The organism is Pseudomonas sp. MEJ108 (assembly GCF_030208985.1).
Lineage (GTDB): Bacteria > Pseudomonadota > Gammaproteobacteria > Pseudomonadales > Pseudomonadaceae > Aquipseudomonas > Aquipseudomonas fragariae.
The window spans coordinates 47,425-74,113 of record NZ_JARVSW010000026.1; the positions used below are offsets into that span (position 1 = coordinate 47,425).

Genomic DNA, 26,689 nt, shown 5'->3' on the forward strand with positions numbered 1-26,689 from the left:
CATCATAGCAAAGGTGCGGCGTAATGGCACGCGTCGCCCGCTGCAATACCTAGCCGACCTTGTCGTCCTGACGGTCTTTCACGCAGTCGAATACCTCGTCGCGCAGCTCCGGCAGCTCCTTGGCGCGGTAATCGCTGCCAAGCCTGCCGAGCGCATCGCACATGCCTTCGAGACGGCCGTCGACAGCCTGCAAATGGTCAAGCAACTGGCCAATGGCGCGCGCGACCGGATCAGGCATATCTGCACTGACACCGTACGCGTCGAAACCGAGCTTCTCGGCCATGGCTTTGCGCCTGGCCTCAACCTCGTCGTCCGACTTGACGATGATCCGCCCCGGAATACCCACCACGGTTGCGCCCGCAGGCACGGCCTTGGTGACCACTGCGTTGGAGCCGATCTTGGCACCCGCCCCCACGGTGAACGGCCCGAGCACCTTGGCGCCCGCCCCGACCACCACACCGTCTTCCAGCGTCGGATGGCGCTTGCCGGCATTCCAGCTGGTGCCGCCCAGAGTCACGCCCTGATAGAGGGTGACGTCATTACCGATCTCGGCGGTCTCGCCAATCACGATGCCCATGCCGTGGTCGATAAAAAAGCGGCGACCGATGCGCGCACCCGGATGGATCTCGATACCGGTCATCCAGCGGCTGAAGTTCGAGACTACCCGCGCTGGCCATTTCCAGCCGTTGCGCCACAGAATATGGGCGAAGCGGTGCAGCCAGATCGCGTGCATCCCCGGATAGCAGGTCAGGACTTCAAAGGCGTTGCGCGCTGCGGGATCGCGGTGGAACACGCTTTGAATGTCTTCTCGCAGACGCTCGAACATCACTGATCCTTTCGCTTGTAGGGTTCACCGCGTGCGGCTTTCTGGGTTTCGGTGAGCACACCGCGCAGGATACTCAGCTCGGAACGTTCGACTTCGCTACGCCCGTACAGTCTGCGCAGCCGGGCCATCAGATGCCGCGGCTTTTCCGGATCAAGAAAGCCGATGGCCACAAGCGTGGCCTCAAGATGGGTGTAGAAACCCTCCATTTCGTCCATCGTCGCCAGCTCGGCATTGTGCGCCGAGGCGGGTCTTGAAGCCTCGCCTTGCTCCGCCGCAGCCAGCCAAGCTACGCGCACCTCATAACTGAGCACCTGTACGGCAGCCGCCAGATTGAGCGAACTGAACGCAGGGTCAGACGGGATGTGCACATGGAAGTGGCAGCGCTGCAGCTCTTCGTTGGTCAAGCCCGCGTGCTCACGACCGAACACCAGTGCCACCTCGGCGCCCTCACCGGCCTGCTCGATGACTTTTTCACCCGAGGCGCGCGGATCCAGCATGGGCCACGGCAGGCTTCGATCCCGCGCGCTGGTGCCCAGCACCAGACGGCAGCCGACCAGCGCTTCTTCAAGGGTCGCCACCACCTGCGCGCCCTCGAGGATGTCGGTAGCGCCGGACGCACGCGCATCGGCATCGGGCGAAGGGAAGATCCGCGGATCGACCAGCACCAGACGCGAAAGCCCCATGTTTTTCATGGCGCGAGCCGCCCCGCCGATATTTCCGGGATGGGTAGTGCCGACCAGGACAACACGAATGTTCTGCAACAAAGCGAACGCTCACTGACACGAATTAGGGGGGCAAATCTTACAGAAACGGCTCGGCTAACGCTATGAAGCTGTGCGGACCGCAACCGCAGAAGCGACCGCGCCGGACGCAAAAAAACACACACGAACCCGACAACCGTAACAACGCAAGGCTGGAAATAATTCGAATCAGCCCATAGAATGCCCGGCTCTCTTTAACAACCTTAGGTGAATTATCCATGCAGCCCATGCTGAATATCGCGCTGCGCGCCGCCCGCAGCGCCAGCGAATTGATTTTCCGCTCCATCGAGCGCCTGGATACCATCAAGGTTGACGAAAAAGAAGCCAAAGACTACGTCACAGAGATCGACCGCGCTGCCGAGCAAAGCATCATCACCGCTCTGCGCAAGGCCTACCCGACTCACGGCATTCTCGGTGAAGAAAGCGGCCTGCACGAAGGCAGCGGCGAAGGCACCGACTACCTGTGGATCATCGACCCACTGGACGGCACCACCAACTTCGTTCGCGGCATCCCGCACTTTGCCGTCAGCATCGCCTGCAAATACCGCGGCCGCCTTGAGCACGCCGTGGTTCTCGACCCGGTCCGCCAGGAAGAATTCACCGCCAGCCGTGGTCGTGGCGCAGCCCTGAACGGTCGCCGTCTGCGCGTCAGCCAGCGCAAGAGCCTGGAAGGCGCCCTGCTCGGCACCGGCTTCCCGTTTCGTGACAACCAGATGGACAACATCGAGAACTACCTGGGCATGTTCCGCAGCCTGGTAGGCCAGACCGCCGGCATCCGCCGCGCAGGCGCTGCCAGCCTCGACCTGGCTTATGTCGCTGCCGGTCGCTTCGATGCGTTCTGGGAGTCAGGCCTGTCCGAGTGGGACATGGCTGCGGGCGCCCTGCTGATTCAGGAAGCAGGCGGCCTGGTCAGCGACTTCACCGGCGGTCACGACTTCCTCGAGAAAGGCCACATCGTTGCCGGCAATACCAAGTGCTTCAAGGCGGTTCTGACCGCGATCGCACCGCACCTGCCAGCTTCGCTCAAGCGTTAAGCGGCAGGCATAAAAAAACCGGCGCAAGCCGGTTTTTTTATGTCTTGTGAAACTCAGCGGCTGGCGTTATTGCGCCTGACCCAATATCAGCTGACCGTTCTTGTCGACCGGAATCTGGCTACCCGGATCACGCTCCATACGAACCTGACCCACCTTCTCATTCAACTTGTATTTGACGTTGTAGCCCACAACCTTGTCGCTCACATCGTTGACCGTCGTGCAGCGGTTCTGCGTAGTGGTGTAGGTGTCACGCTCCTGCATGCCTTCCTGAACCTTGTTACCGGCATACCCACCGCCGAGCGCGCCTGCGACCGTGGCGATTTTCTTGCCATTACCACCGCCGACCTGATTGCCGAGCAAACCACCGGCAACCGCGCCAATCACGCTACCGACGATCTGATGCTGGTCCTTGACCGGCGCCTGACGGGTAACGGTTACGTCCTTGCAAACTTCACGGGGGGTTTTGATCTGCTGGTTGATCGGCTCTACCGCCAATACATCCGCATACTCAGGACCACCCTTGACCAAGCTATAGGTGGCAACGGCGCCGCCAGCAGTCACGACAGCAGCACCTAACACAGCACCAACAAGCATAGACTTGTTCACTTGAACCTCCTGACCAATCGAAACGCAGCATGGCTGCGCAATGCCTAGCCTTGGAGCATAAAAAAAGGCGCGAGTTCAGCACTCGCGCCTTTTTTATGATGGCCGGATCTACGGCAGGTCGTCAGCCTTCTCGACGACCACTGGAGGAATCAGGTCCTCGGTGGTCAGGTTCAGCCAGATCAGCACCACGTTGGCGATGTAGATGGACGAGTAGGTACCCGCCAGCACACCGATGAACAACGCGATGGAGAAGCCTTCCAGGCTGTCGCCGCCAAATGCCCACAATGCCACGATCGCCAGCAGGGTCGAAACCGAGGTGGCAATGGTGCGCAGCAGTGTCTGGGTGGTGGAGATGTTGATGTTCTCGATCAGCGAAGCCTTGCGCAGCAGGCGGAAGTTTTCGCGTACCCGGTCGAAGACCACGATGGTGTCGTTCAGCGAGTAACCGATGATCGCCAGCACCGCCGCCAGCACCGTCAGGTCGAAGGTGATCTGGAAGAACGACAGGATACCCATCGTCACCACCACGTCGTGGATCAGCGAGATGATCGCCCCGACGGCGAATTTCCACTGGAAGCGGAATGCCAGGTAGATCAGAACACCGCCCAGCGCCATCAGCATGCCGAGGCCGCCCTGATCGCGCAGCTCTTCACCCACCTGCGGGCCGACGAATTCGACACGCTTGACCACTGCCGGGTTATCGGCACCGGCCTTGCGCAGCGCATCGGCAACCTGAGTGCCCAGTTGCGGGTCTTCACCCGGCATGCGCACCAGCAAGTCAGTGGTGGCGCCGAAGCTCTGTACAACGGCTTCGTGATAGCCCGCCGAAACCAGCTCCTGACGGACCTTGCCCAGGTCGGCGGGACGTTCGTAGGTCAGCTCGATGAGCGTACCGCCGGTGAAGTCCAGACCAAAGTTGAGCCCTTTATGGAACCAGCTGAACAACGCCAGTGCGGTAAGGAGCATCGTGATGGCGAACGCAACATTGCGAACGCCCATGAAGTTGATGGTACGTAACATGGCAGCCCCTTAAATCCACAACTTCTTGAAGTCACGACCGCCGTAGATCAGGTTGACCATAGCGCGGGTCACCATGATGGCCGTGAACATCGAGGTAAAGATCCCGAGCGACATGGTCACCGCAAACCCTTTGACCGGGCCGGTGCCCATTGCAAAGAGGATGCCGCCGACCAGCAGCGTCGTCAGGTTGGCGTCGAGGATCGCCGTGTAGGCACGATCGAAACCTTCGTTGATAGCACGCTGGACCGTCATGCCGTTGGCGATCTCCTCACGAATCCGCGAGAAGATCAGCACGTTGGCGTCCACCGCCATACCCATGGTCAACACGATACCGGCGATACCCGGCAGGGTCAGCGTTGCCCCCAGCAAGGACATCAAGGCCAGCAGCATGACCATGTTCAGGGCCAGTGCGACAGTCGCGATCAGACCGAAGAAACGGTAGATCGCCATGATGAAGATCGAGACGAACAGCATGCCCCACAGGGAAGCGTCGATACCCTTGGTGATGTTGTCGGCACCCAGGCTAGGACCAATGGTGCGCTCTTCGGCGAAGTACATCGGTGCCGCCAGACCACCGGCACGCAACAGCAGCGCCAGCTCGGAAGATTCACCCTGACCGTTCAGACCGGTAATCCGGAACTGACTGCCCAGTGGCGACTGGATGGTCGCCAGGCTGATGATTTTCTTGTCTTCCTTGAAGGTCTGCACCGGCACGTCTTTCTCGACACCGTCGACCATCTGCTTGGTGTAGGTGGTGGTCGGACGCTGTTCGATGAAGATCACCGCCATGCTGCGTCCCACATTGCTGCGGGTTGCACGGCTCATCAGTTCGCCACCATGACCATCGAGGTTGATGTTCACCTGTGGACGACCATGCTCGTCGAAGCTGGCCTTGGCGTCAGTCACCTGATCACCGGTAATGATCAGACCACGCTCCACCGCCGCTGCCGGACGACCGCCTTCGCGGAATTCGAACATCTCGGTGGTGCCTTTCGAATCATCCGGGCCTGCACCCAGACGGAATTCGAGGTTGGCGGTCTTGCCCAGAATACGCTTGGCTTCGGCCGTGTCCTGCACACCCGGCAACTCGACCACGATGCGGTTGGCGCCCTGACGCTGAACCAGCGGCTCGGCAACACCCAGCTCGTTGACCCGGTTACGGACGGTGGTCAGGTTCTGCTTGATCGAGTATTCACGAATCTCGGCCAGCTTGGCCGGCGTCAGCGCCATGCGCAGTACAGGGATACCGTTCAGCTCGGCAGGCGTGATTTCGAAATCGGTAAAGGTCTTGCGCACCAGTGCACGAGCCTGCTCGCGCTCTGCATCGTCGGTGAAGCCCAGCTGAATCACATTGCCCAGCTGCGGCAGGCTGCGATAACGCACCTTTTCCTTGCGCAACAGGGATTTGACTTCGCCTTCGTAGACTTTCAGACGTGCATCGATCGCCTTGTCCATGTCGACTTCCAGCAGGAAGTGCACACCGCCGGACAGGTCGAGACCGAGCTTCATCGGGCTTGCACCCAGGTTACGCAACCAGGTCGGCGTGGTACGCGCCAGGTTCAGTGCAACGACATAGTCGTCACCCAACGCCTTGCGCACGACATCCTTGGCTGGCAACTGGTCTTCCTGCTTGCTCAGACGCAACAAACCGCCCTTGCCATTCTCGGCCAGAGAAGAAGCCTTGACCGAGATGCCGGCATCGGCAAGCGCCTTGGCTGCACGATCCACGTCCGCCTGATTGACTTGCAGCGCAGTGCTTGCGCCGCTGATCTGGATGGCAGAATCATCAGGGTAGAGATTGGGTGCGGAATAAATAAAACCGACCACCAGCACCGCCAGGATCAGTACGTATTTCCACAGAGGGTATTTGTTCAGCATCACGCCGCCCGCTTAAAACGCGGGGCGCCTTGCGCGCCCCGTCGATGGGTAAAAAGTTGTTGCTCAGATCGCTTTCAGGGTGCCTTTAGGCAGAGTGGCCGCGATGGCGCCCTTCTGGATTTTCAGCTCAACGGTGTCAGACACTTCGATAACCACGAAGTCATCAGTCACTTTGTTGATCTTGCCCGCGATACCGCCACTGGTGACAACTTCGTCGCCTTTCTGCAGGTTACCCAGCAGGTTTTTCTGCTCTTTGGCACGCTTGGCCTGTGGACGCCAGATCATCAGGTAGAAGATGACCAGGAAGCCGACCAGGAAGATCCACTCGAAACCACTGCCCGCAGGACCGGCAGCCGGTGCAGCAGCATCCGCAAAAGCGGGAGAGATGAAAAAGCTCATTTGTCGCTCCAGTTACATAATTAGTATAAAAAGCAGGAAAAACTCGTTCTGTTTCAACCCAGAGGCGGCGTTGGGAGGCCGCGTTTGGCATAGAAGGCATCGACGAAGGCGGCCAATGTACCCTGTTGAATAGCCTCGCGCAAACCAGCCATAAGCAGCTGGTAGTGCCGCAAATTGTGGATTGTATTGAGCATGCTCCCCAGCATTTCCCCGCACTTGTCCAGGTGATGCAGATAAGCGCGCGAGAAGTTCTGGCAGGTGTAGCAATCGCAGGTCGGATCCAGCGGCGAATTGTCGTGACGATGGAACGCGTTACGGATTTTCAATACACCGGTATCGGTGAACAGATGGCCGTTGCGAGCGTTACGGGTGGGCATCACGCAGTCGAACATGTCGACGCCACGGCGCACACCTTCGACCAGATCTTCCGGCTTGCCTACACCCATCAGGTAACGAGGTTTGTCTGCCGGCATGAGGCCCGGCAGGTAATCGAGCACCTTGATCATCTCGTGCTTGGGTTCGCCTACCGACAGACCGCCAATCGCCAGACCGTCGAAACCGATTTCGTCCAGGCCTTCCAGCGAGCGCTTGCGCAGGTTCTCGTGCATGCCGCCCTGAACGATGCCGAACAGCGCGGCAGTGTTTTCGCCGTGGGCGATTTTGGAACGCTTGGCCCAGCGCAGCGACAGCTCCATGGAGACACGCGCGACATCTTCGTCGGCCGGGTATGGTGTGCATTCGTCGAAGATCATCACCACGTCCGAACCCAGATCACGCTGGACCTGCATCGACTCTTCCGGCCCCATGAACACCTTGGCACCATCGACCGGCGAGGCAAACGTCACGCCCTCTTCCTTGATCTTGCGCATGGCGCCCAGGCTGAACACCTGAAAACCGCCGGAGTCGGTCAGAATCGGCCCCTTCCACTGCATGAAATCGTGCAGGTCGCCGTGGCCCTTGATGACTTCGGTCCCCGGACGCAGCCACAGGTGAAACGTATTGCCCAGAATCATCTGCGCGCCGGTCGCCTCGATATCACGGGGCAGCATGCCCTTGACCGTGCCATAGGTGCCCACCGGCATGAACGCCGGGGTTTCCACCACACCACGCGGGAAGGTCAGCCGACCGCGACGGGCCTTGCCATCGGTGGCCAACAACTCGAAAGACATACGACAGGTGCGACTCATGCGTGATCCTCTGGTGCCGATTCCTGTGGGGCCGTCGGCGCGGGATTGCGGGTGATGAACATCGCATCACCGTAACTGAAGAAGCGGTAGCCGTGCTCGATGGCCGCCGCGTAGGCCGCCATCGTCTCGGGATAACCGGCGAACGCCGAAACCAGCATCAACAGCGTGGATTCAGGCAAATGGAAATTGGTCACCAGGGCATCGACCACATGAAACGGCCGGCCTGGATAGATGAAAATGTCGGTATCGCCACTGAACGGCTTCAGTTCGCCATCACGCGCGGCACTTTCCAGCGAGCGCACGCTGGTGGTCCCGACGGCAATCACCCGCCCGCCCCGTGCACGGCACGCGGCGACGGCGTCGACCACATCCTGGCCAACTTCCAGCCATTCGCTGTGCATGTGATGATCTTCGATCTGCTCGACGCGCACCGGCTGGAACGTCCCTGCGCCGACATGCAGGGTGACGAACGCGGTTTCTACACCCTTGGCGGCAATTGCCTCGAGCAGCGGCTGATCGAAATGCAGGCCGGCAGTCGGCGCAGCCACAGCACCCGCACGCTGCGCGTAAACGGTCTGATAGCGCTCGCGATCCGCGCCTTCATCCGGACGGTCTATATAAGGAGGCAACGGCATATGGCCGACACGCTCCAGCAACGGCAGCACTTCTTCGGCGAAGCGCAACTCGAACAGCGCATCGTGGCGCGCCACCATCTCGGCCTCGCCACTGCCATCGATCAGAATCGACGAGCCAGGCTTGGGCGACTTGCTCGAGCGCACATGCGCCAGCACACGATGGCTGTCCAGCACGCGCTCGACCAGAATCTCCAGCTTGCCGCCGGAGGCTTTCTGCCCGAACAGGCGTGCGGGAATGACCCGGGTATTGTTGAACACCATCAAGTCGCCCGGGCGCAGATGCTCGAGCAAATCGGTGAATTGACGATGTGCCAGCGCACCCGTCGGCCCATCGAGGGTCAACAGACGACTGCTGCGACGCTCGGCCAGTGGATGGCGAGCAATCAGGGAATCGGGGAGTTCGAAGGTAAAGTCAGCGACGCGCATGATCGGGTTCGTTTAGCAGGGCCGGGAAGTTTATCCGGTTTGACGGCATTAGTAAAAAACCTGCGTAAATCCCTGTTGACCAACAGAAAACTCATCCTTATACTTCGCCGCCATTGAGCCCTGATGGCGGAATTGGTAGACGCGGCGGATTCAAAATCCGTTTTCGAAAGAAGTGGGAGTTCGATTCTCCCTCGGGGCACCACCTTTAAAAAAGACCTTGAATTTCAAGGTCTTTTTTTTCGTCTGGTTGAAAGTGGGCTGACTGAATCCGCGATCTGCCCACCTGCCCGGAATCGGCCGCAGAACACCCAGCCCCCCCTTTCCGGCGCAGAATGTGGGAACGGAGTCACACAACCAGGGATAACGCCATGAACAAGATCGTCTACGTAAAAGCTTACTTCAAACCCGTTGGAGAAGAGGTCACAGTTAAAGTGCCTACCGGCGAAATCAAACAAGGCTTTTTCGGCGAGAAAGAAGTAATGAGAAAAGAGACCCGATGGCAGCAAACCGGGTGGTCTGATTGTCAGATAGACGGTGAACGACTATCGAAAGACGTCGAAGACGCAGTGGCGCAACTCAACGCTGACGGTTATGAGATTCAAACGGTATTGCCTATATTGTCCGGGGCTTATGATTATGCGCTCAAATATCGTTACGAAATGCGTCACGATAGAACTGACCTGGACTCAAGAGACCTGTCATATGTCTTCGGCTATGGCTACAGCTTTACCGAAGGCGTGACTCTGGTGGCGAAAAAATTTCAGTCATCTGCAAGCTGAATGAATAATAGCGAACCCGTTTCACGGACGCCGCTCTGCCCTCTGATACGAAAACGCTTGCCTCAACAAGAGGCAAGCGTGCTCACGTGCAAAAGACCTGCCCGTATCAGCAAGCGCAAGACGCTCGCTTCCACGAAATAACACGATAGATCGCGTTGCTAGTTTTTAGCGGCAGAGGACGCGCCACCGTCGTATTTGTCGGTGTTGTTGTCGTTATCAAGATCGCGGTCATTTCCGCCAAACGCCGCATCAGTGTGGTGGTCATTGTCCATGTCCTTGTCAGTACCGCCAAATGATGCATCCGTGTGGTTATCATTATCGAGATCCTTGTCAGTACCACCAAATGCCGCATCGGTATGGTTGTCGTTGTCCATATCCTTGTCATTTCCACCAAATGCAGCGTCAGTGACGTTGTCGTTATCCAGGTCCTTGTCGTTACCACCACACGTAGCATCAGTGCTGTTGTCGTTGTCCATGTCACAATCGTTTACAGCATACGTAGGTAACGAGGTACCCACGATGGTCAACGCCAGAAGAAGGCCGCCGATCTTTGCAGTCAGCGTTTTATACGCACGCATCAATGTTTATTCCTAAAGGTCGAGGAAAAGTACGAGGGTGATTGAATACCGTGGTTCGTCAGTCAGACCGTCTGGCTCTACTTCATTTACCAGACGCTCCGAGCCCGTCCAATCCCGAACGCTTGCGCAGTGCAGCTTTAAAGTACCTGGCTCTATGACCTGCGTTCTTGAAAATGAGTCATACCCAGAGCGATGAGTTTTTTATTGCTTAACGTGCGAATCGATACATTATCATCGTCCGTCCGAAGCTCAGACTGTCGCCGGGTCAGCCGATCAAATAATCATGATGTCGTGACAAATGCTGTCGCGTCCTGCAGCGCGCATTTTGCGCAGTGACTTGAGGGCGTGTTTTCTCCATCCAGGCATGCCGTTGGGCTAGCACCGGCAAGCCGTTTTGCTGACGAATTTCATAACGCTGCTCATCGCTGCCTTCTTTCAAATCACGCTCGATACTGTAGAGCTTGTCGATCAAATTCAGAGCAGTATCAGCCCGACCGGTTTTGCGCTTGGTTGCACTTTCTGCGCCTCAACAATCTTGCGACGCGCATGCGCCCAGCGGCCTAAACGCTCGACACCCGGCTATGCGCCCGATGCGTTGAAGCCAGCGTAATCACTCATCATCAAGTAGCCGCGATAACCTTCGAGCAGGCGCGTAGGTGAGGAAGACGAAGCGCACGGGGTCGAACACCGCTACTTTTATGTCCAGTTCGACCAATGCGGAAAGGTCATCGATAGATTTTCCGAAGTCCACGAGCTTGGGATAGAGATAGATTTTTTCGACTTGTGCGTCGGTTCACATCATGAGGCGAGCGATCAGGATACGCGTTGATCACTGAAACGCCGCTTCTATTAGTAGGAAGCGGCGCTGTTGCATCAGACCTTATAAGACAGGACGACATCTGGGTTAATCTTATCCGCGTATTTCTTTGCGTTAATATTGATGTCGGGACGAGACTTTGCCCCGAAATCGTCGATTATCAGACTCCTGACCCCATGAAGTTGCGCCAACCCGGGCACACCGTCGCAGGTTGCAGCGTGGCCTGACCCCACGAAGGCAACCCACTTGCCAGCAGGCTGATCGAGACGTATTTTCTCTGCTGCATAATAGTTCATCACTTTAAAGCGTGTTTCACCTCCCTCAAGGGATGTTTCATATGTTTTGGCGGTGTCCAAGGGAACCACATGAAGCCCAGCATCTTTGGCAGCGCGTATCAGCGTTGTAAAGTTGTACTCTGATGCCACTTTACCTATACCCAAATTGCCTCGAGTCTGCATATCAAGATAGGCCTTGAGCCTGGCGGGCATTGGGCTGCCTTCAGGCGCTTTCAGGTAATCATCCAGTGCTTTACCATGGGAATCAGCGCACAGGTGCTCCATATACAGCGTGGTCACGCCATCGGCCTTCAGGCTTTTCATGTTTTTGATCAGCTCGCGCTTGCTGGCGACTGAGCTGTGAGCTTCGCCGATAACCAGTCCAGGTGAGTCGCTTAGTAGTTCACGCATAACACCCAGGCTTTCCTTGCTTTTTAACTTTGACAACGGGCCAAGCGGCGGTTTGTCCTGGGCGCTGAAGTCAGAAAAATAAAGCGTCGCCTTGGCATGTAATTTTTTACCTGCATTATTCCTGTCCGGCTGGATCCACATGTTCTGATCGCGCCCCAGGTACTCGTTCATTTCTATATAGTTGAGGTTCACATTAATAGTTTGCCGGCTTTGAGACACAATAACGTCGTCCAGCTTTACCCCGACTTCACTCAGACCTTCTCCCAGCGTTTTTTTTGCGTCGTTTACAAATCTGTCTATTGCCGACACGGGCATTCCCTTGAACATGCTTGCGGGAGCCATGCTATAGGAATGAGTGTTTTCGCTCCAACTTGCCAGTTCAGCGAGGCTGGAGGCTCTAAATTTGCTGTCTGATGAGCGTGAAGATGAGCCAGCGTTTTGCTTGCCCCTCACAGCAGTGCTGTTACCCGCACGAGACTTCCGTTCGCTTTTGCGCTCCCTGCCCGCATCCTTATCGTCTGCCTGCTCATGGTCAGAGACTTTCATATTGACGATCGCTTCTGCGAGATGAGCATATCGTCCAGCTGCATAGTGCCGAATTTTACCCAGCTTCGGCGTATCTGCTGACTCGCTGCTGGTCCCCGAAGAGCTGGCTTGTGACGATTGAGAGAGCTCTTTCGGCGCGGATCGCGCAACAGACCTTTCAATTTCAGGTGCTGGAGGATAATAGATTGGGGCAGGCCCACCGACAGGTCTCATGACTAAATCTCCGAGTGAACAAGACCGACAGAGCGGTCCAGGTGTAAGTGCATCATGCTAAGAATACTTAGCCAAAGTCGTCCCTACATTGTTTGGCCAAGAGATAGTGTCCAGACCCGCGGCGGGTCAATCAATGCGCCCTGTCAATCCCGAACTGATCCAGCACCGGGTCAACGTTATGATCAAACGCCTTCTGCGCCTTGTGCTTTTTGACTGCGTCGATAATCGCCGAAATACCAAAACCCAACGCCATGGCGCCGTCGATGGCCCAACCGATGACCGGGATTGCAGCACCCAGCGCTGCGCCTGCGGCAAGCCCTGTGGCTTCACCGGCAACCAGACCGACAGCGCGGCCGATCATCTGTCCGCCCAGACGACCAAGACCCGCGGACGCCTCACGGCCCATCATTTTCGCGCCGGTGTCTATGCCGCCCTTGATTGCCTCCGCGCCCAACCTGGAGCTGTCGATGATGCCCTGAGCAGCGCCCAGCTTGTCACCGCTGGCGAGCCTGTCAGACACTGACGCAAAGCCCATGACCGAGTTGAATGCCTTGCCTCCGATACCTTGCTCGGCGAGCTGCTCGGCCAGCGAAGGGCCGCCCTCTTCATCGGTCTTGCCCTCCAGCAACTTGCGGCCTTTTTTGGAGTTCTGCAGTTCGGACAAGGTGCTGGCCGTGTAGCTCTCACGCTCACCATTAACGAAGTCAGCGGGCAGCACGCTTTCATACGCCGCTTTCTGGTTATCTGCGGTTTGCAGAGACTCACCGGCGTCAGACTTTTTCTGGCCAAGCAGTTGTTTCAGAGCGCCCCCCTCGCTGAAATTGCGAACGTAGGAGTCGGCGATCTTCGTTTGCAGTTCATCAGGCTGATTGTTGAAGACTTGCTGGGCAGTGGGCACCTGAGCATCGGGAAACAGGTCTTTTTGCAGTTGCAGTTGAACCGACAGGCCGGTGATGGCGCCGCTGTAATCGGGGTTGGGGTTGTGTTTGTCGACGGCCTTGTCCGCGGTTGCCATGTCGGTTTGCAAGGCCTTTCCGCTGTTGACGTTTTGAGCCTGCTCAGTCACGGCCTTTTGCAGCGCTGAATCGCTGCGCACCAGACTACGCTCCTGTTCGGGAATGCTTTTGTTGAGGTACTCCTGAACGTCGGGATCGGCTTGCAACTGGGCGATTCGCTCGTTAAGGCCCGCCTCGGTCTTCTCGGTATTGCGCAAATCCCGCCCGGCTATCACGCTCTGCTGAGTCTGCTGCAACTTGATCATCACAGCGGCTTTCTGCGCGCCGGTGTAAGCCTTGGGTTTCTCGAAAACCTGGGCGTTGAGTTTGCTGATATCGATACCGGCTACCGAATTCAACGTCGCGGCGTCGCTGAGCATGCTGGCGAACTGGCCACCATTTTTGGGGGCGCTCTTTCTGATCCACTCGCTCATATTGGACGCATCGAACACCTGGTCGGGGCTATGCGCAGCCTTCTTGCGCCCGGTCAGACCGGCTTCGTCCACCTGGCTGAGGAAGCCCGCCTGCGACCACATGTTGCAGGACTGTTTGAGCGTGCCTGACAACCCGGGGTTACTTTTAATCAGCGCTTTCAGACCCTCGGCGCTGACATTGCCATCGACATCGGTCTTGTCCGCCGCCCCGACTGCATGATGAGGGTCGGCAGCCGTCGCCAACGGCATATTGGCGCGCATCACCGCTGCGCTGCGCACCATTTCAAGGGACTGAGGATCGGCGCCGGGGTTATCTTCCATGTACTTGGCCACGTCCTTGTCGGCATTGTCGGCAGCCTTCTCCATGTTTTTGGCGAACGCCTTGAGGTCTTTGTTGGTGATTTTGCCATCCGCATTACCGCCGTCCTTGCCGACGTCGACCGCCGTCTTCAACGCGGGATTGGCATTGATGAACGCCATCGCCTTTTCGGCGTTGGGACCATGCTCTCTGGCCATCCAGGCTGCGGCGATGGGCCGGTTGAGTTCTTTGGCGGCCTGCTCGCGCTCTTCGGGCGGCAGGTTGGCAACCATCGGTTCCCAGCGCTTGAGCGCCTCGGGCGAAGAGTATTCGGAGTTATCGAGAAACGCTGCATCGGTAGCGCTCGGGGCATTCGCCGGATTGGAGGCCGTCGTGGGTGAAGCACTCGCGGTGGCCGAAACCGATGTCATCGGAGACACCTGATCACTGTCCTGATCGACGCTGGAGGTGCTGTCACTACTGCTGCTACGAGTCAGCAGACTCATCAGTGATGAGCCGCTTTGCTCGGTTCCCGAAAAGGAAGAGGGGCTGTCGTTGGCCTGGCCGAACTGCACAAAAGCCTGACCACCACCTGCGCTGCTCTGCGTGAGCGAGGCTTTGGCCAATGGCGTCTCAGCAGCCAGTTCGCCAGAGGTGGGTTGATTCACGATGCTGCCAAGGGCAGGACTGGGAGAACTGGATATACGCATGGTTGCCATCCAAGTGGTGGTGTGGGATGGCAACTGTGTGGTTTTGCGTGCAAGTTGGTTCCAGACAGATGAGCACTCAGGCGAACGGGTCTATGTGTTGCTTGAGCTGCACCCGCGCCCGGGACAGTCGGGAGCGGACAGTGCCGATCGGAACACCGAGCGTGTTGGCGGTTTCCTGATAATTGCCGTCCATTTCCAGCGAAACTTCCAGAACCTTCTGCATGTTCGTCGGCAGGCAATCGATGGCCTCTATGACGCGTGCCAGCTGTCGGTGACCGTCTACCTGATGGGTGATATCGCCGTTCCACTCCAGATCGGTATGGACTTCGTCTTCCCAGCTTTCCTGATAGGGCTGGCGATACATTTTGCGGAAGTGATTGCGGATCAGATTCAGCGCAATGCCACATAACCAGGTTTGCGGTTTGCTGGCGTGCTGAAACTTGTGCTCATTGCGTAACGCCTCGAGAAACACGCATTGCAGGATGTCATCCACATCATCGGCGTTCTTCACCCGCTTCTGGATGAACGCCCTGAGCATCTGGACCTGATCGGCCGTCAATTGCCGGATACCGGTGGACGACGATGGTTGGCGTGGTTCGGTTGCATCAAGGATCACAAGATTCGGGAGCATGGGCTTGCCTCAATTGATGGAGTGCAAGTCCTATAGCGATAACCATGCCAGCCCAAAAATAATCATAACCACATGATTTGTATAAATATTTTAAAATATGAAATTCTTTGTAATACATTTTTTTGCGCAACACGATTTTTAGCTCTGCAGCTTTTGGCACAAACGCATGAGCCTTCGCCACCAGGGAACCGAACCGGGCCAACGACCCACTCAGCGGTCACACCAGGCCCAGAATCGTCCTATGAAAATTGTCGCCCCGCCTACATTGCCCATTCGTTCGGTAGCGCCAATCCGCGCCATCACACCGGCTGTGCGAGCGATTCCCGGCGGCGGGTTGCCTGATGAAAAAGGCACCTCGTCACTGCAGGTTTCGCGCTTCGCCGCAGCCCTGGTGCAGCACAGCCGGATACTGCGCGAGCGGGAACTGATCGCGAGCAGGAACGCGCTGCAGTCGCGGGCCGTCAAGCTGGGCGAGCTTTATCAGCTGCTGATGAGCGCCAGCGACACCGGGCTGGATAACGCCGCCAGACTGCTGCGAAAAAAACTGCTGCAGGACAACGACGCCGATCTGGAACAGGTTCTGGAGTTCGCTGACGGTGACGCTGCCAAGGCTCACGTGGTGTTGCAGGCAGCGCGTAAACAGGCAGAAGACGATGGGGCGGAAGCAGAATATGTAGCGCTGACCCAGACGCTTAAACATCTGCGCCGCCAATTCGGCCCGCGTACCCGCGCCGGAATCAATACCGCAAGAGCCTTCGGGCGCCAGAACATCGATAACAAGCGCCGCACTGCCTTACGCAATCTGTATGGCGTAGCGGTTTCCGGACAACCCAATGTCACGGGCTTGATCGAAGCCTTGATTGGCGAGCAACAGGAACCCGGCGAGTTCGACCTGAACCTGCGCGACATGCGCATCGCCATCGCCGACGATCTTTCGGCGATTACCCCGTCGGCTTCCCATGAACAACTGCGCACGCTGATGCATGGCCTGACCACCGCGCGCCATGTCACTACGTTGCTGCGCGGCTGCGAACATCTGCTGGGGCGCATGCGCAAAAAGAATCCCAAACTGACGGTGGACCCGCCGGCCTTCCTCAAACACATGCTGACCCTGACGGCCAATGGCATGAATGTGAATCAGACCTTGCAACTGACCCAGCACATCGGGGGCAACAGGCTCGAACACCAGCTGGCCTTTCTCAATGGCCTGCGGCCGATGCTGATGCAGTTGCCGATCCTGCTCTGGCGGGACCTGAAAAGCCGCCATGCCGCGCTGAATAATCTACTCACGCTGATGGCCGAGCTTACGCAGAAGGAACAGAAGCAACTATACGAGGGGCTTGCCTGATGAACCGGGTCATCAACTTTCTGAACATGGTCGCGCTGTCGGCCATGCGCCGCTCGGAACTGGTCGGTGCGTTTTTTGTGATCGCCATCGTGTTCATGATGATCACGCCGCTGCCCACCGGGTTGATCGACGTGCTGATCGCCGTGAATATCTGCATCTCCTGCCTGCTGATCATGCTGGCGATGCACCTGCCCAGGCCACTGGCGTTCTCGACCTTCCCTGCCGTGCTGCTGCTGACCACGATGTTTCGCCTGGCCCTGTCGGTTTCCACCACGCGGCTGATTCTGCTCAACCAGGACGCCGGGCACATCGTCGAGGCATTCGGGCAGTTCGTGGTGGGCGGCAACCTGGCGGTGGGTCTGGTGATCTTCCTGATCCTGACGGTGGTCAACTTTCTGGTGATCACCAAAGGTTCGGAACGGGTCGCCGAAGTCGGTGCGCGTTTTACTCTGGATGCGATGCCCGGCAAGCAGATGTCCATCGACAGTGACCTGCGCGCCAACCTGATCACCGTCCACGAGGCCCGTAAACGACGCGCCGAACTGAACAAGGAAAGCCAGTTGTTCGGTGCGATGGACGGCGCCATGAAGTTCGTCAACGGCGATGCGATCGCCAGCCTGATCATTGTTGCCATCAACATGATCGGCGGCATTTCCATCGGCGTGCTGCAACACAATATGGCGGCGGGCGACGCCTTGCAGCTGTATACCGTGCTGACCATCGGTGACGGCCTGATCGCGCAGATTCCGGCGCTGCTGATCTCCGTGACCAGCGGCATGATCATCACCCGCGTGCCCAACACCGAGGCGGGTGTGGAAGCCAACATCGGCCGCGAGATCGCCGAACAGATCACCAGTCAGCCCAAGGCCTGGATCATCGCCTCGGTGGCCATGCTTGGCTTCGCTGCCCTGCCGGGAATGCCGACCGGTGTTTTCATCACCATCGCGATCATCTGCGGTGCCGGTGGACTGCTGCAGTTGCAGCGGGCAAAACCCAAGGCCGATGAGCAACGTACAGCCACTGTGGCGCCAGAAATGAACGGCAAGGAAGACCTGCGTACCTTTTCGCCCAGCCGCCAGTTTGTGCTGCAATTCCACCCCGGTCAGGACAGCGCGCAGATCGAAGCGCTGGTCAGCGAAATACGCAAGCGCCGCAACCGTCTGGTGGTGCAGTACGGCCTGACCCTGCCTTCGTTCATCATCGAGCACGTCGATGACATTGCCCCGGACGAGTTTCGCTTCACCGTCTATGACGTACCGATGCTCAAGGCCACCTTTACGCAGAGCCATGTCGCCGTGGAAGCGCGCCAGCTGGAAGGTGAAAACCTTCCGGCAGCCATCCCGGGCAATACCGACCGCCAGGAAGATCAATGGGTCTGGCTGCCTGCCGAGCAGTCCGGCGAATTGAACCCGGTCAGCTCCACAACCCTGATCATCGAACGCATGGAGCGCGCATTGCAGTCCTGCGCACCGCAGTTCATCGGCTTGCAGGAAACCAAAGCCATCCTCGGCTGGCTGGAGTCCGAGCAACCGGAACTCGCTCAGGAAATGCAACGGGTCCTCACCCTGACGCGCTTCTCGGCTGTCCTGCAACGCCTGGCCTCGGAGTGTGTGCCGCTGCGGGCGATCCGGGTCATTGCCGAAACCCTGATCGAGCACTGTCAGCATGAACGCGATACCAATGTGCTGACCGACTATGTGCGCATTGCGCTCAAGTCGCAGATCTACCACCAGTACTGCGGTGCCGAAGGCCTGCAAGTGTGGCTGCTGACGCCGGAAAGCGAGGGGTTGTTGCGTGATGGCCTGCGCCAGACGCAAACCGAAACATTCTTCGCGCTGAGCAACGAGATCAGCCAGATGCTCGTGCAACAGCTGCACATTGCCTTCCCGGTACGAGCTCCCGAACAGGCGGTTCTGCTGGTGGCACAGGATCTGCGCAGCCCTCTGCGTACCTTGTTGAGGGAGGAGTTCTACCATGTACCCGTACTATCTTTCGCGGAAATCAGCAACGCGGCCAAGGTCAAGGTCATGGGTCGATTCGACCTTGAAGACGATCTCGAGGCGCTGGACAACGAGCACGCTGCCTGAGCCTGTAAGGCCTGAATGCACGGAGACTTTCAGATGTTTGAATTACGCGTACTGAACGGCCAGCACCAAGGCGCGGCATTACCGCTGATCGGTGAGCAATGGTCGATTGGCTCTGCCGGGCAACACGATCTGGCGCTGGACGATGCGGGCGTGGAAAGCCTGCATTGCCGCCTGCAACGTGTCGACGACAACTGGACACTGAACGCTGAACAAGGCGCGGTCTGCGACGAACAGGGCAACGCCCGGCCGAGCATCGACCTGACGCTCAATAACGCCTTCATGCTGGGTTCGGTGTGGCTGTGCGTTTCGCCTGCAGGCGATGAGTGGCCCTCGGTGCCCGCCGTGATTCCCAAACAGCCTGAGGCCGAATCCGGGCCGGCACGCAACGACGTGCCGCTGGAGAAGGTCAAGTCCCGCTCGCAGTTTCTCAACCGCACCACGGGCATCATCGCCGGGCTGCTGGTGGGCGTCATCGGCAGCGCCTGGAGCCTGACTCGCCCGCCCGCTATTGCGATGGATCAGAGCCCGGCACACCTGGCGGCCGCCACGACAGAGGCCTCGCCCGATACACCCAAGGCGCCAGCCAGGGCGGCAAACCCTGTGACCGACAACCGCATACGCCTGAGCAGCGCAGATGCCGTCCGCCACCAGTTGAGCACCATGCTCAGCGACCGCCTGCTGACCGACGTCAGCGTGGAAGAGACGCCCGACGGGCTGATTCTCAACGGCGATCTGAAAGAAGAATCGCTGCTGGTCTACCAGCGCATGCTTCAGCGCTTCAAGGCCCTGTACGACTCGCCGGTCACCGTTCTGGACAACGTGGGCAGCAATCGCAACACCCTGCCCTTTGTGGTGGTTCAGATCATGACCGGGCCGCATGCGCACCTGGTGACTGCCGACGGTCGACGTGTGTACGTAGGCGATGAAGTGGATGGCCTGCGCCTCACCCGTATCGACAATCAGCGTCTGCAATTCGACGGTAATCGCCATATCGAGGTGAACTGGTGAATGCAGCACTGAACCTGTGGAAAGACGCCCACGCCAGGCGTTTGAGCGAGTACTGCGCGGTGCGCGTCATTGGCCGGGTCAGCGCCGTGCGCGGGATTCTGCTGGAGTGCAAGATTCCGTCGGCCAAGGTCGGCGATCTGTGTGAAGTGAGCAAAGCCGACGGCTCGTTGCTGCTGGCCGAAATCGTCGGCTTCACCCAGGAATGCACGCTGCTCAGTGCCTTGGGCCCACCCGACGGTATTCAGGTCGGCGCGCCGATCCGCCCGCTGGGCGTGGCACACCGGATCGGCGTCGATGACAGCCTGCTCGGCTGTGTACTGGACGGTTTCGGGCGCCCGCTGATGGGCGATTGCCTCGGTGCTTTCGCCGGCCCCGAGGACCGCCGCACGACGCTGCCGGTGATCGCCGACGCCCTGCCGCCGACCCAGCGACCGCGTATTACCCGGGCCTTACCCACCGGGATACGCGCCATCGACAGTGCGATCCTGCTCGGCGAGGGCCAGCGTGTCGGGCTGTTCGCCGGAGCAGGCTGCGGCAAGACCACGCTGATGGCCGAACTGGCGCGCAACATGGATTGTGACGTCATCGTTTTCGGCCTGATCGGCGAACGGGGCCGCGAGCTGCGCGAGTTTCTCGACCACGAACTAGACGAAACCCTGCGCCGTCGCTCGGTGCTGGTCTGTGCGACATCCGATCGTTCCAGCATGGAGCGCGCCCGCGCTGCGTTCACCGCGACCGCCATTGCCGAAGCCTTTCGCGCCCGCGGCCAGAAAGTGTTGTTGCTGCTCGACTCGCTGACCCGCTTCGCCCGCGCGCAACGGGAAATCGGCATTGCCTCGGGCGAGCCGCTGGGGCGCGGCGGTCTGCCGCCCTCGGTGTATACCCTGCTACCACGGCTGGTGGAACGCGCCGGGATGAGCGAAAACGGTTCGATCACCGCGCTTTACACAGTACTGATCGAACAGGACTCCATGAACGATCCGGTCGCCGACGAAGTGCGCTCGTTGCTCGACGGGCACATCGTACTGTCGCGCAAACTGGCCGAGCGCGGGCACTACCCGGCAATCGATGTGTCGGCCAGCATCAGCCGGATCCTGAGCAACGTCACCGGTCGCGAACATCAACGGGCGAACAATCGCCTGCGCCAGTTACTGGCCGCCTATAAACAAGTGGAAATGCTCCTGCGCCTGGGCGAATACCAGGCCGGGGCCGACCCGGTCACCGACTGTGCCGTGCAACTGAACGAGGCTATAAACGCGTTCCTGCGCCAGGACCTGCGTGAACCCGTGCCGTTGCAGGAAACCCTCGACAGGCTGCTGCAACTCACCTCTCAACTGCCGGAGTAGTCATGGACGAACCACTGGAAGACGACCCGCAACAGGTCGCTCTGCAGCAGGTGATCGGTCTGCTCACGCCACTGCGCCAACATCGTCAGGCCAGTGCCGAGCGGGCCCATCGCCAGGCGCAGTTGGAACTGAAATCGATGCTCGACCACTTAGCAGAGACAAGGGCGTCGCTGAATCAGGAACGCGACAACCACAAGCGCCGCCGCGAGAGTCTGTCCCATGCGCATTTGCAAAAGACGCTCAGCCTGACTGATGTCGACGGCTGGCACGAAAAGGAAAGAACCATGCTCGACCGCCTGGCTTACATCCGCCAGGACGTGCAGCAACAGCAAATGCGAGTAGCTGAACAACAGGCGTTGCTTGAACAGAAACGGCTGCAAGCCAAGGCGTCTCAGCGCGCGGTCGAGAAACTCGCCTGCATGGAGGAGACGCTCAACGAAGAAGGTTAAGTGACGATGACCGCACCGATCAAAACCCCTGCCAAAGCGCCACCCGCGCCGAGTGCCCCGCCGGCCACCTCGCGCCCCCTGCCTTCGCTGCGTCAGCCCGCCAGGTTCGATGACCAGCCGCCAGCCTTTACCGGGGCGCCTCGCGGCGATGTGCAGAAGGTTCGTTTCGCGCTGAACCGTTCAGTGACCGACAGCCCGATGAGCGCCGACGGCATGTTCTTCTCGCAACTGCTGATACCGCAGGTAGGCGAAGAGCCGAATCAGCAGGGCTTCGGAGGCAGCGGTGTGGCCTTCTCTGCACAGTCCGAAAACGTACCGACTCAATTGATCGACGAGCTGGCGCAGCGTCTGCCCGATCAGCCGGACGGTCCGCTGGCCTTCAGCCTGCTCATGCCCAATCTGGGCAGCGTGCGGGTCAACGCCAGCAAATCCGAAAACCGCTGGAGCATTCAACTGGGCTTTGGCCGACGTGACGTTCTCAAGCGCTTGCAGGGCCAGGTCGGCGCATGCCGGGACTCGCTGGCGCAGGCACTCGGGCAGGATGTCGAGTTGGACATGCATGAAGACTTCACAGCATGAGCGCCCTGCGTCTGCGCAAGGTCGACGCCCTGCTGGCCCAAGCCACCCGCGCACTCGGCGCCGGACGGCGCCTGGGCTTCAGCACCCGCGGTCAGCACGCCGAACTGAGCCTGCTGCCGCAGCTCGAAGACGCGCGGATACCGGCAGACGGTGTCTGGTTGAATACTGCGGTCGGCCCGTTGTTACTGAGCGATGCCGAAGCGTTGCTCAGCCTGCTGGGCGAAATACCTTTCACGCTTGGCGGCGAGCACCAGGCCTGGTACTGGCAGCTATTCAACCAGCGCCTGAGCCCAGTGATTGCCGACCTGCTGGCGCCTGTTGCGCCGTTTTCCGACGCCCCGACCGAGCCGGCCATCGGCTGCCGGGTTCACGTGCGGCTGGGCAGCGAACGACTGGATGCCTACCTGCACGCCGCACCCGCCACCCTGCTCAGGCTTCTGGGTTCGGCTGACTGGCAAGTCTTGAAGCGTGACGTGGACCAATCCTGGTCGGTGGCGACACCGCTGATCGTCGGCGAACTGTCACTGACCCTGGAACAAATCGCCGCGCTACGCCCCGGTGACGTCGTGCTGCCTGCCCGCTGCCGGTTCGACAGCGCCGGACAAGGGACCGTGACACTCGCTGGCCGTCAATGGGCGGCCTGCACCGACCAACAGGCACAGCATCTTTTTCTGCAGCTCAGTCATGAGGAGCACAGTCACCATGAGTACTGAAGACCTGTATCAGGACGACGTCGAGATGCTCGACGACTATGAAGAACCGGTGCCTGAACAGGCTGATCAGCAACCGCATGACGACGAACACGCCGAGCAGGCATTCGGGTATGCGGACGAACCGGAGCATGAAGAGCAGTCAGGAGACCACCATGAGTCGCCGATGCTCGACTCACTGGAGCTGGACCTGACCTTGCGCTGCGGCGAGCTCAGATTAACCCTTGCCGAACTGCGCCGACTGGACGCCGGAACCATTCTCGAAGTCAGCGGCATCGCGCCAGGCCACGCCACGCTGTGCCATGGCGAGCAGGTGGTTGCCGAAGGCGAACTGGTCGACGTCGAAGGCCGCCTCGGTTTGCAGATTACCCGGCTGGTGGCGCGCTCATGATCATGGAGGGCATCAACCCGATCATGCTGGCGCTGTTTCTCGGCTCGCTGTCGCTGATCCCGTTCCTGTTGATCGTCTGTACCGCCTTTCTGAAGATCGCCATGACGCTGCTGATCACCCGCAATGCGATCGGCGTTCAGCAAGTACCGCCGAACATGGCGTTGTATGGCATCGCCCTGGCCGCGACGATGTTCGTCATGGCTCCGGTGGCGCATGACATACAGCAGCGGGTCCATGAACACCCGCTGGAACTGAGCAACGCCGACAAACTGCAGAGCAGCCTCAAAGTCGTCATCGAGCCGCTGCAACGCTTCATGACACGCAACACCGATCCGGACGTCGTGGCCCACCTGCTGGAAAATACCCAGCGCATGTGGCCCAAGGAAATGGCCGATCAGGCCAGCAAAGACGATCTTCTGCTGGCGATCCCGGCCTTTGTGCTGTCGGAATTGCAGGCCGGTTTCGAGATCGGTTTTCTGATCTATATCCCCTTCATCGTCATTGACCTGATTGTCTCCAACCTGTTGCTGGCACTGGGCATGCAGATGGTCTCGCCGATGACACTGTCGCTGCCGCTCAAACTGCTGCTGTTCGTGCTCGTATCGGGCTGGTCGCGTCTGCTCGACAGCCTGTTCTATTCCTACATGTGAGGCGGTCATGGAAGCGTTGGCGTTGTTCAAGCAAGGCATGTTTCTGGTCGTCATCCTGACCGCCCCGCCGCTGGCCGTTGCGGTGCTGGTGGGTGTGGTCACCTCGCTGCTGCAGGCACTCATGCAGATTCAGGATCAGACATTGCCCTTCGGCATCAAACTGGGCGCCGTCGGACTGACCCTGGCCATGACCGGCCGCTGGATCGGCGTCGAGCTGATCGAGTTCATCAATATGGCCTTCGACCTGATTGCCCGCTCCGGGGTCAGTCACTAAATGCCCTTCGACGCGCACAGCGCCTTTCAATTCATGCTGGGCATGGGACTGGCAATGGCGCGGCTGATGCCCTGCATGCTGCTGGTGCCAGCCTTTTGCTTCAAATACCTGAAAGGCCCGTTGCGTTATGCCGTCGTGGCGGTGATGGCGATGATCCCGGCACCGGCCATCAGCAAGGCTCTGGAGTCCCTCGACGACAACTGGTTCGCAATCGGCGGCCTGCTGATCAAGGAAGCGGTACTCGGCACGCTACTGGGGCTATTGCTGTATGCGCCATTCTGGATGTTCGCCTCGGTGGGCGCGCTGCTCGACAGCCAGCGCGGTGCGCTCAGCGGCGGCCAGTTGAACCCGGCGCTGGGCCCTGACGCCACGCCACTGGGCGAATTGTTTCAAGAAACCCTGATCATGCTGGTAATCCTCACCGGGGGGCTTTCGCTGATGACTCAGATCATCTGGGACAGCTACAGCGTCTGGCCTCCAACGGCCTGGATGCCGGGCATGAACGCTGGCGGCCTGGATGTCTTTCTGGAGCAGTTGAACCAGACGATGCAGCACATGCTGCTGTACGCGGCGCCCTTCATTGCGCTGCTGCTGTTGATCGAAGCGGCGTTCGCGATCATTGGTCTGTATGCGCAACAGCTGAACGTTTCGATCCTCGCCATGCCGGCCAAGAGTATGGCCGGCCTCGCTTTTCTGCTGATCTATCTGCCGACGCTGCTGGAACTGGGCACCGGTCAATTGTTGAAGCTGGTTGATCTGAAGTCGCTACTGACGCTTCTGGTGCAAGTGCCGTGAGCGAAAAAACCGAAAAGGCCACGCCCAAGCAACTGCGCGACGCGCGGGAAAAGGGTCAGGTCGGGCAGAGTCAGGACCTCGGCAAACTGCTGGTGTTGATGGCCGTCAGTGAAATTACCCTGGCCCTGGCTGATGAAAGCGTCAACCGACTGGAGGCGCTGTTGTCGCTGTCCTTTCAAGGCATCGACCGCAGCTTTGCCGCGTCGGTCGAGCTGATCGCCAGCGAAGGACTCTCGGTACTGCTCAGCTTTACCTTGTGCAGCGTCGGTATAGCGATGCTCATGCGTTTGATCAGCAGCTGGATGCAGATCGGTTTTCTGTTCGCGCCCAAGGCGCTGAAGATCGATCCCAACAAGATCAACCCGTTCTCCCACGCCAAACAGATGTTTTCCGGGCAAAACCTGCTCAACCTGCTGCTCAGTGTGCTCAAGGCCATTGCCATCGGCGCGACGCTGTATGTGCAAGTCAAACCTGTGCTGGGCACCCTGGTGTTGCTGGCCAACAGCGATCTGACGACCTACTGGCATGCCCTGGTCGAGCTGTTCAGGCATATTTTGCGAGTGATATTGGGGCTGCTGCTGGCGATCGCGATGATCGACTTCGCCATGCAGAAATACTTCCATGCGAAAAAACTGCGCATGAGCCACGAGGACATCAAGAAAGAGTACAAGCAATCGGAAGGCGACCCCCACGTCAAAGGCCATCGTCGGCAACTTGCCCAGGAGATCCTCAATCAGGAGCCCAGTGCTGCGCCCAAGCCGGTGGAAGACGCCGACATGCTGCTGGTCAACCCGACGCACTACGCGGTGGCCCTGTATTACCGACCAGGCGAAACGCCTCTGCCGCTGATTCATTGCAAAGGTGAAGACGAGGAAGCCCTGGCATTGATTGCCCGCGCCAAAAAAGCCGGCATCCCGGTGGTGCAGAGCATCTGGCTGACCAGGACGCTGTACCGCTCCAAGGTCGGAAAATATATCCCCCGGCCCACCCTGCAAGCTGTCGGTCACATCTACAAAGTGGTTCGGCAGCTGGATGAAGTCACCGATGAGGTGATTCAGGTTGAAGTCGAGCTGTGATGGCTTATTGTCCACTGACGAACCAAAATGCAGCTGTACTTGTTTACGGCATGTTCGAGCATCTCTGCCATGCCACTGTCCATTAAACTATCCAGATCCATGAGCATCCCCTCGAGGAGGCCTTCATGAATGACCTCCGCGAAGAACAGGAGTCGCTGACGAATCAAGGAGAAGTGTGGCCAGGTCCATGTATCGGTAAATCGTTGTATTAGGACTAAGCCCCTCGGGAGCTGTGTATGCCATGAAAGCGCCTTGAATGATTGACAGTGGCTATCCATACCAGGTGTCGGCGGTGGGTCAGTTGACGCTTGCACAGAGACTCAACCTGGATGATAAAGCGTCGTTCTAATTGGGCTGGACGATTGGCGGATAGTAAAGGGGTTGTTTGAATACCATTGCGCGCTGTGCTGAGAGGTCAGTATAGTCGGCGATGTGGCACCCGCTTGATGCATTGCAAAGGGCTTGCAGTGGAACATTGCCAAGCGTAGGCTGTTTTAAAGTAGTTGGGAAAATTTTT

Annotated in this window: 27 protein-coding genes, 1 tRNA gene and 1 pseudogene; 15 read left to right on the top strand and 14 right to left on the bottom strand. The window is 58.9% G+C overall.

Annotated features, from left to right (window positions below):
* Positions 1–49 precede the first annotated feature (49 nt).
* Positions 50–826 carry a serine O-acetyltransferase gene (gene cysE / locus QRN50_RS13750; RefSeq protein ID WP_096126755.1) on the bottom strand — a complete coding sequence of 259 codons (777 nt, stop codon included), beginning with the start codon at positions 824–826 and terminating at the stop codon, positions 50–52.
* Positions 826–1,590, bottom strand: coding sequence for a tRNA (cytosine(32)/uridine(32)-2'-O)-methyltransferase TrmJ (gene trmJ, locus QRN50_RS13755; protein ID WP_004406500.1), 765 nt, complete (start codon positions 1,588–1,590; stop codon positions 826–828). The genes cysE and trmJ overlap by 1 nt, the downstream gene beginning before the upstream one ends.
* Before the next feature lie 215 nt (positions 1,591–1,805).
* Between trmJ and suhB the strand changes: the two genes are divergently transcribed.
* Positions 1,806–2,621 carry a type III secretion system regulator SuhB gene (gene suhB / locus QRN50_RS13760; protein ID WP_003314166.1) on the top strand — a complete coding sequence of 272 codons (816 nt, stop codon included), beginning with the start codon at positions 1,806–1,808 and terminating at the stop codon, positions 2,619–2,621.
* 66 nt (positions 2,622–2,687) lie between these two features.
* On the opposite strand, the gene QRN50_RS13765 is transcribed toward suhB, so the two are convergent.
* The 6 genes from QRN50_RS13765 to queA form a co-directional block, all read right to left on the bottom strand.
* Positions 2,688–3,227 (bottom strand): glycine zipper 2TM domain-containing protein, encoded by a 540-nt coding sequence (locus QRN50_RS13765; protein ID WP_003421912.1) that lies wholly within the window; start codon positions 3,225–3,227, stop codon positions 2,688–2,690.
* A gap of 108 nt (positions 3,228–3,335) precedes the next feature.
* Positions 3,336–4,247 (bottom strand): protein translocase subunit SecF, encoded by a 912-nt coding sequence (gene secF / locus QRN50_RS13770; protein ID WP_004406504.1) that lies wholly within the window; start codon positions 4,245–4,247, stop codon positions 3,336–3,338.
* Positions 4,248–4,256: 9 nt separating this feature from the next.
* Positions 4,257–6,125 carry a protein translocase subunit SecD gene (gene secD / locus QRN50_RS13775; protein WP_004406506.1) on the bottom strand — a complete coding sequence of 623 codons (1,869 nt, stop codon included), beginning with the start codon at positions 6,123–6,125 and terminating at the stop codon, positions 4,257–4,259.
* Between the two features lie 63 nt (positions 6,126–6,188).
* Entirely contained in the window at positions 6,189–6,524 is a 336-nt protein-coding gene (gene yajC, locus QRN50_RS13780; RefSeq protein WP_002552468.1) for a preprotein translocase subunit YajC, read from the bottom strand.
* Between the two features lie 53 nt (positions 6,525–6,577).
* Positions 6,578–7,693, bottom strand: coding sequence for a tRNA guanosine(34) transglycosylase Tgt (gene tgt / locus QRN50_RS13785; protein WP_004406509.1), 1,116 nt, complete (start codon positions 7,691–7,693; stop codon positions 6,578–6,580).
* A gap of 14 nt (positions 7,694–7,707) precedes the next feature.
* Positions 7,708–8,772, bottom strand: coding sequence for a tRNA preQ1(34) S-adenosylmethionine ribosyltransferase-isomerase QueA (queA, locus tag QRN50_RS13790; RefSeq protein ID WP_004406511.1), 1,065 nt, complete (start codon positions 8,770–8,772; stop codon positions 7,708–7,710).
* Between the two features lie 117 nt (positions 8,773–8,889).
* On the opposite strand from queA, the gene QRN50_RS13795 reads away from it, so the two are divergent.
* A tRNA-Leu gene (locus QRN50_RS13795) sits at positions 8,890–8,974 on the top strand.
* Positions 8,975–9,140: 166 nt separating this feature from the next.
* The gene (locus QRN50_RS13800; RefSeq protein WP_003339776.1) at positions 9,141–9,551 is read left to right on the top strand and encodes a hypothetical protein; all 411 of its coding nucleotides are present in this window, start codon (positions 9,141–9,143) and stop codon (positions 9,549–9,551) included.
* A 158-nt stretch (positions 9,552–9,709) separates the two neighbouring features.
* Here QRN50_RS13800 and QRN50_RS13805 read toward each other — a convergent pair whose 3' ends face one another.
* The 6 genes and pseudogenes from QRN50_RS13805 to QRN50_RS13830 all read right to left on the bottom strand — a co-directional run bounded on the left by QRN50_RS13805 (position 9,710) and on the right by QRN50_RS13830 (position 15,661).
* A complete protein-coding gene (locus QRN50_RS13805; RefSeq protein ID WP_004406513.1) occupies positions 9,710–10,129 on the bottom strand; it encodes a hypothetical protein in 420 nt (139 codons plus the stop codon).
* Positions 10,130–10,448: 319 nt separating this feature from the next.
* Positions 10,449–10,786, bottom strand: a pseudogene (locus tag QRN50_RS13810) (IS66 family transposase); the annotation flags it as partial.
* A gap of 216 nt (positions 10,787–11,002) precedes the next feature.
* Complete coding sequence (locus QRN50_RS13815) at positions 11,003–12,391, bottom strand: membrane-targeted effector domain-containing toxin (protein ID WP_069704346.1); 1,389 nt, start codon at positions 12,389–12,391, stop codon at positions 11,003–11,005.
* A 130-nt stretch (positions 12,392–12,521) separates the two neighbouring features.
* Positions 12,522–14,828 carry a type III effector HrpK domain-containing protein gene (locus tag QRN50_RS13820; RefSeq protein WP_192873869.1) on the bottom strand — a complete coding sequence of 769 codons (2,307 nt, stop codon included), beginning with the start codon at positions 14,826–14,828 and terminating at the stop codon, positions 12,522–12,524.
* A 76-nt stretch (positions 14,829–14,904) separates the two neighbouring features.
* Positions 14,905–15,459 carry an RNA polymerase sigma factor HrpL gene (gene hrpL / locus QRN50_RS13825; protein WP_058398998.1) on the bottom strand — a complete coding sequence of 185 codons (555 nt, stop codon included), beginning with the start codon at positions 15,457–15,459 and terminating at the stop codon, positions 14,905–14,907.
* Positions 15,434–15,661 (bottom strand): hypothetical protein, encoded by a 228-nt coding sequence (locus QRN50_RS13830; RefSeq protein WP_161938940.1) that lies wholly within the window; start codon positions 15,659–15,661, stop codon positions 15,434–15,436. Before QRN50_RS13830 ends, hrpL begins: the two co-directional genes overlap by 26 nt.
* Positions 15,662–15,700: 39 nt before the next feature.
* Between QRN50_RS13830 and sctW the strand changes: the two genes are divergently transcribed.
* Genes sctW through sctU form a run of 12 tightly spaced genes read left to right on the top strand, consistent with a single transcriptional unit; the run spans position 15,701 to position 26,172 of the window.
* Complete coding sequence (sctW, locus tag QRN50_RS13835; RefSeq protein WP_192873870.1) at positions 15,701–16,807, top strand: type III secretion system gatekeeper subunit SctW; 1,107 nt, start codon at positions 15,701–15,703, stop codon at positions 16,805–16,807.
* The gene (gene sctV / locus QRN50_RS13840) at positions 16,807–18,894 is read left to right on the top strand and encodes a type III secretion system export apparatus subunit SctV (RefSeq protein WP_011266893.1); all 2,088 of its coding nucleotides are present in this window, start codon (positions 16,807–16,809) and stop codon (positions 18,892–18,894) included. Before sctW ends, sctV begins: the two co-directional genes overlap by 1 nt.
* A gap of 33 nt (positions 18,895–18,927) precedes the next feature.
* On the top strand, positions 18,928–19,902 hold the full coding sequence (gene sctD, locus QRN50_RS13845) for a type III secretion system inner membrane ring subunit SctD (RefSeq protein ID WP_054092896.1): 975 nt from the start codon (positions 18,928–18,930) through the stop codon (positions 19,900–19,902).
* Positions 19,899–21,248, top strand: a complete 1,350-nt coding sequence (gene hrcN / locus QRN50_RS13850) for a type III secretion system ATPase HrcN (protein WP_011266891.1) — start codon at positions 19,899–19,901, stop codon at positions 21,246–21,248. Before sctD ends, hrcN begins: the two co-directional genes overlap by 4 nt.
* Positions 21,249–21,250: 2 nt before the next feature.
* Positions 21,251–21,697 (top strand): hypothetical protein, encoded by a 447-nt coding sequence (locus QRN50_RS13855; protein WP_003339800.1) that lies wholly within the window; start codon positions 21,251–21,253, stop codon positions 21,695–21,697.
* Between the two features lie 6 nt (positions 21,698–21,703).
* Complete coding sequence (gene hrpP, locus QRN50_RS13860) at positions 21,704–22,276, top strand: type III secretion system protein HrpP (protein ID WP_096126758.1); 573 nt, start codon at positions 21,704–21,706, stop codon at positions 22,274–22,276.
* Complete coding sequence (locus QRN50_RS13865) at positions 22,273–22,989, top strand: type III secretion system protein (RefSeq protein WP_096126759.1); 717 nt, start codon at positions 22,273–22,275, stop codon at positions 22,987–22,989. Before hrpP ends, QRN50_RS13865 begins: the two co-directional genes overlap by 4 nt.
* Positions 22,979–23,377 (top strand): FliM/FliN family flagellar motor switch protein, encoded by a 399-nt coding sequence (locus tag QRN50_RS13870; RefSeq protein WP_024638522.1) that lies wholly within the window; start codon positions 22,979–22,981, stop codon positions 23,375–23,377. The genes QRN50_RS13865 and QRN50_RS13870 overlap by 11 nt, the downstream gene beginning before the upstream one ends.
* Positions 23,374–24,027 carry a type III secretion system export apparatus subunit SctR gene (gene sctR / locus QRN50_RS13875; protein WP_004406534.1) on the top strand — a complete coding sequence of 218 codons (654 nt, stop codon included), beginning with the start codon at positions 23,374–23,376 and terminating at the stop codon, positions 24,025–24,027. Before QRN50_RS13870 ends, sctR begins: the two co-directional genes overlap by 4 nt.
* 7 nt (positions 24,028–24,034) lie before the next feature.
* On the top strand, positions 24,035–24,301 hold the full coding sequence (gene sctS / locus QRN50_RS13880; protein ID WP_004406535.1) for a type III secretion system export apparatus subunit SctS: 267 nt from the start codon (positions 24,035–24,037) through the stop codon (positions 24,299–24,301).
* Positions 24,302–25,096 carry a type III secretion system export apparatus subunit SctT gene (gene sctT, locus QRN50_RS13885; protein WP_003339813.1) on the top strand — a complete coding sequence of 265 codons (795 nt, stop codon included), beginning with the start codon at positions 24,302–24,304 and terminating at the stop codon, positions 25,094–25,096.
* Positions 25,093–26,172, top strand: a complete 1,080-nt coding sequence (gene sctU, locus QRN50_RS13890; RefSeq protein ID WP_004406538.1) for a type III secretion system export apparatus subunit SctU — start codon at positions 25,093–25,095, stop codon at positions 26,170–26,172. Before sctT ends, sctU begins: the two co-directional genes overlap by 4 nt.
* The last annotated feature ends 517 nt before the right edge of the window (positions 26,173–26,689 follow it).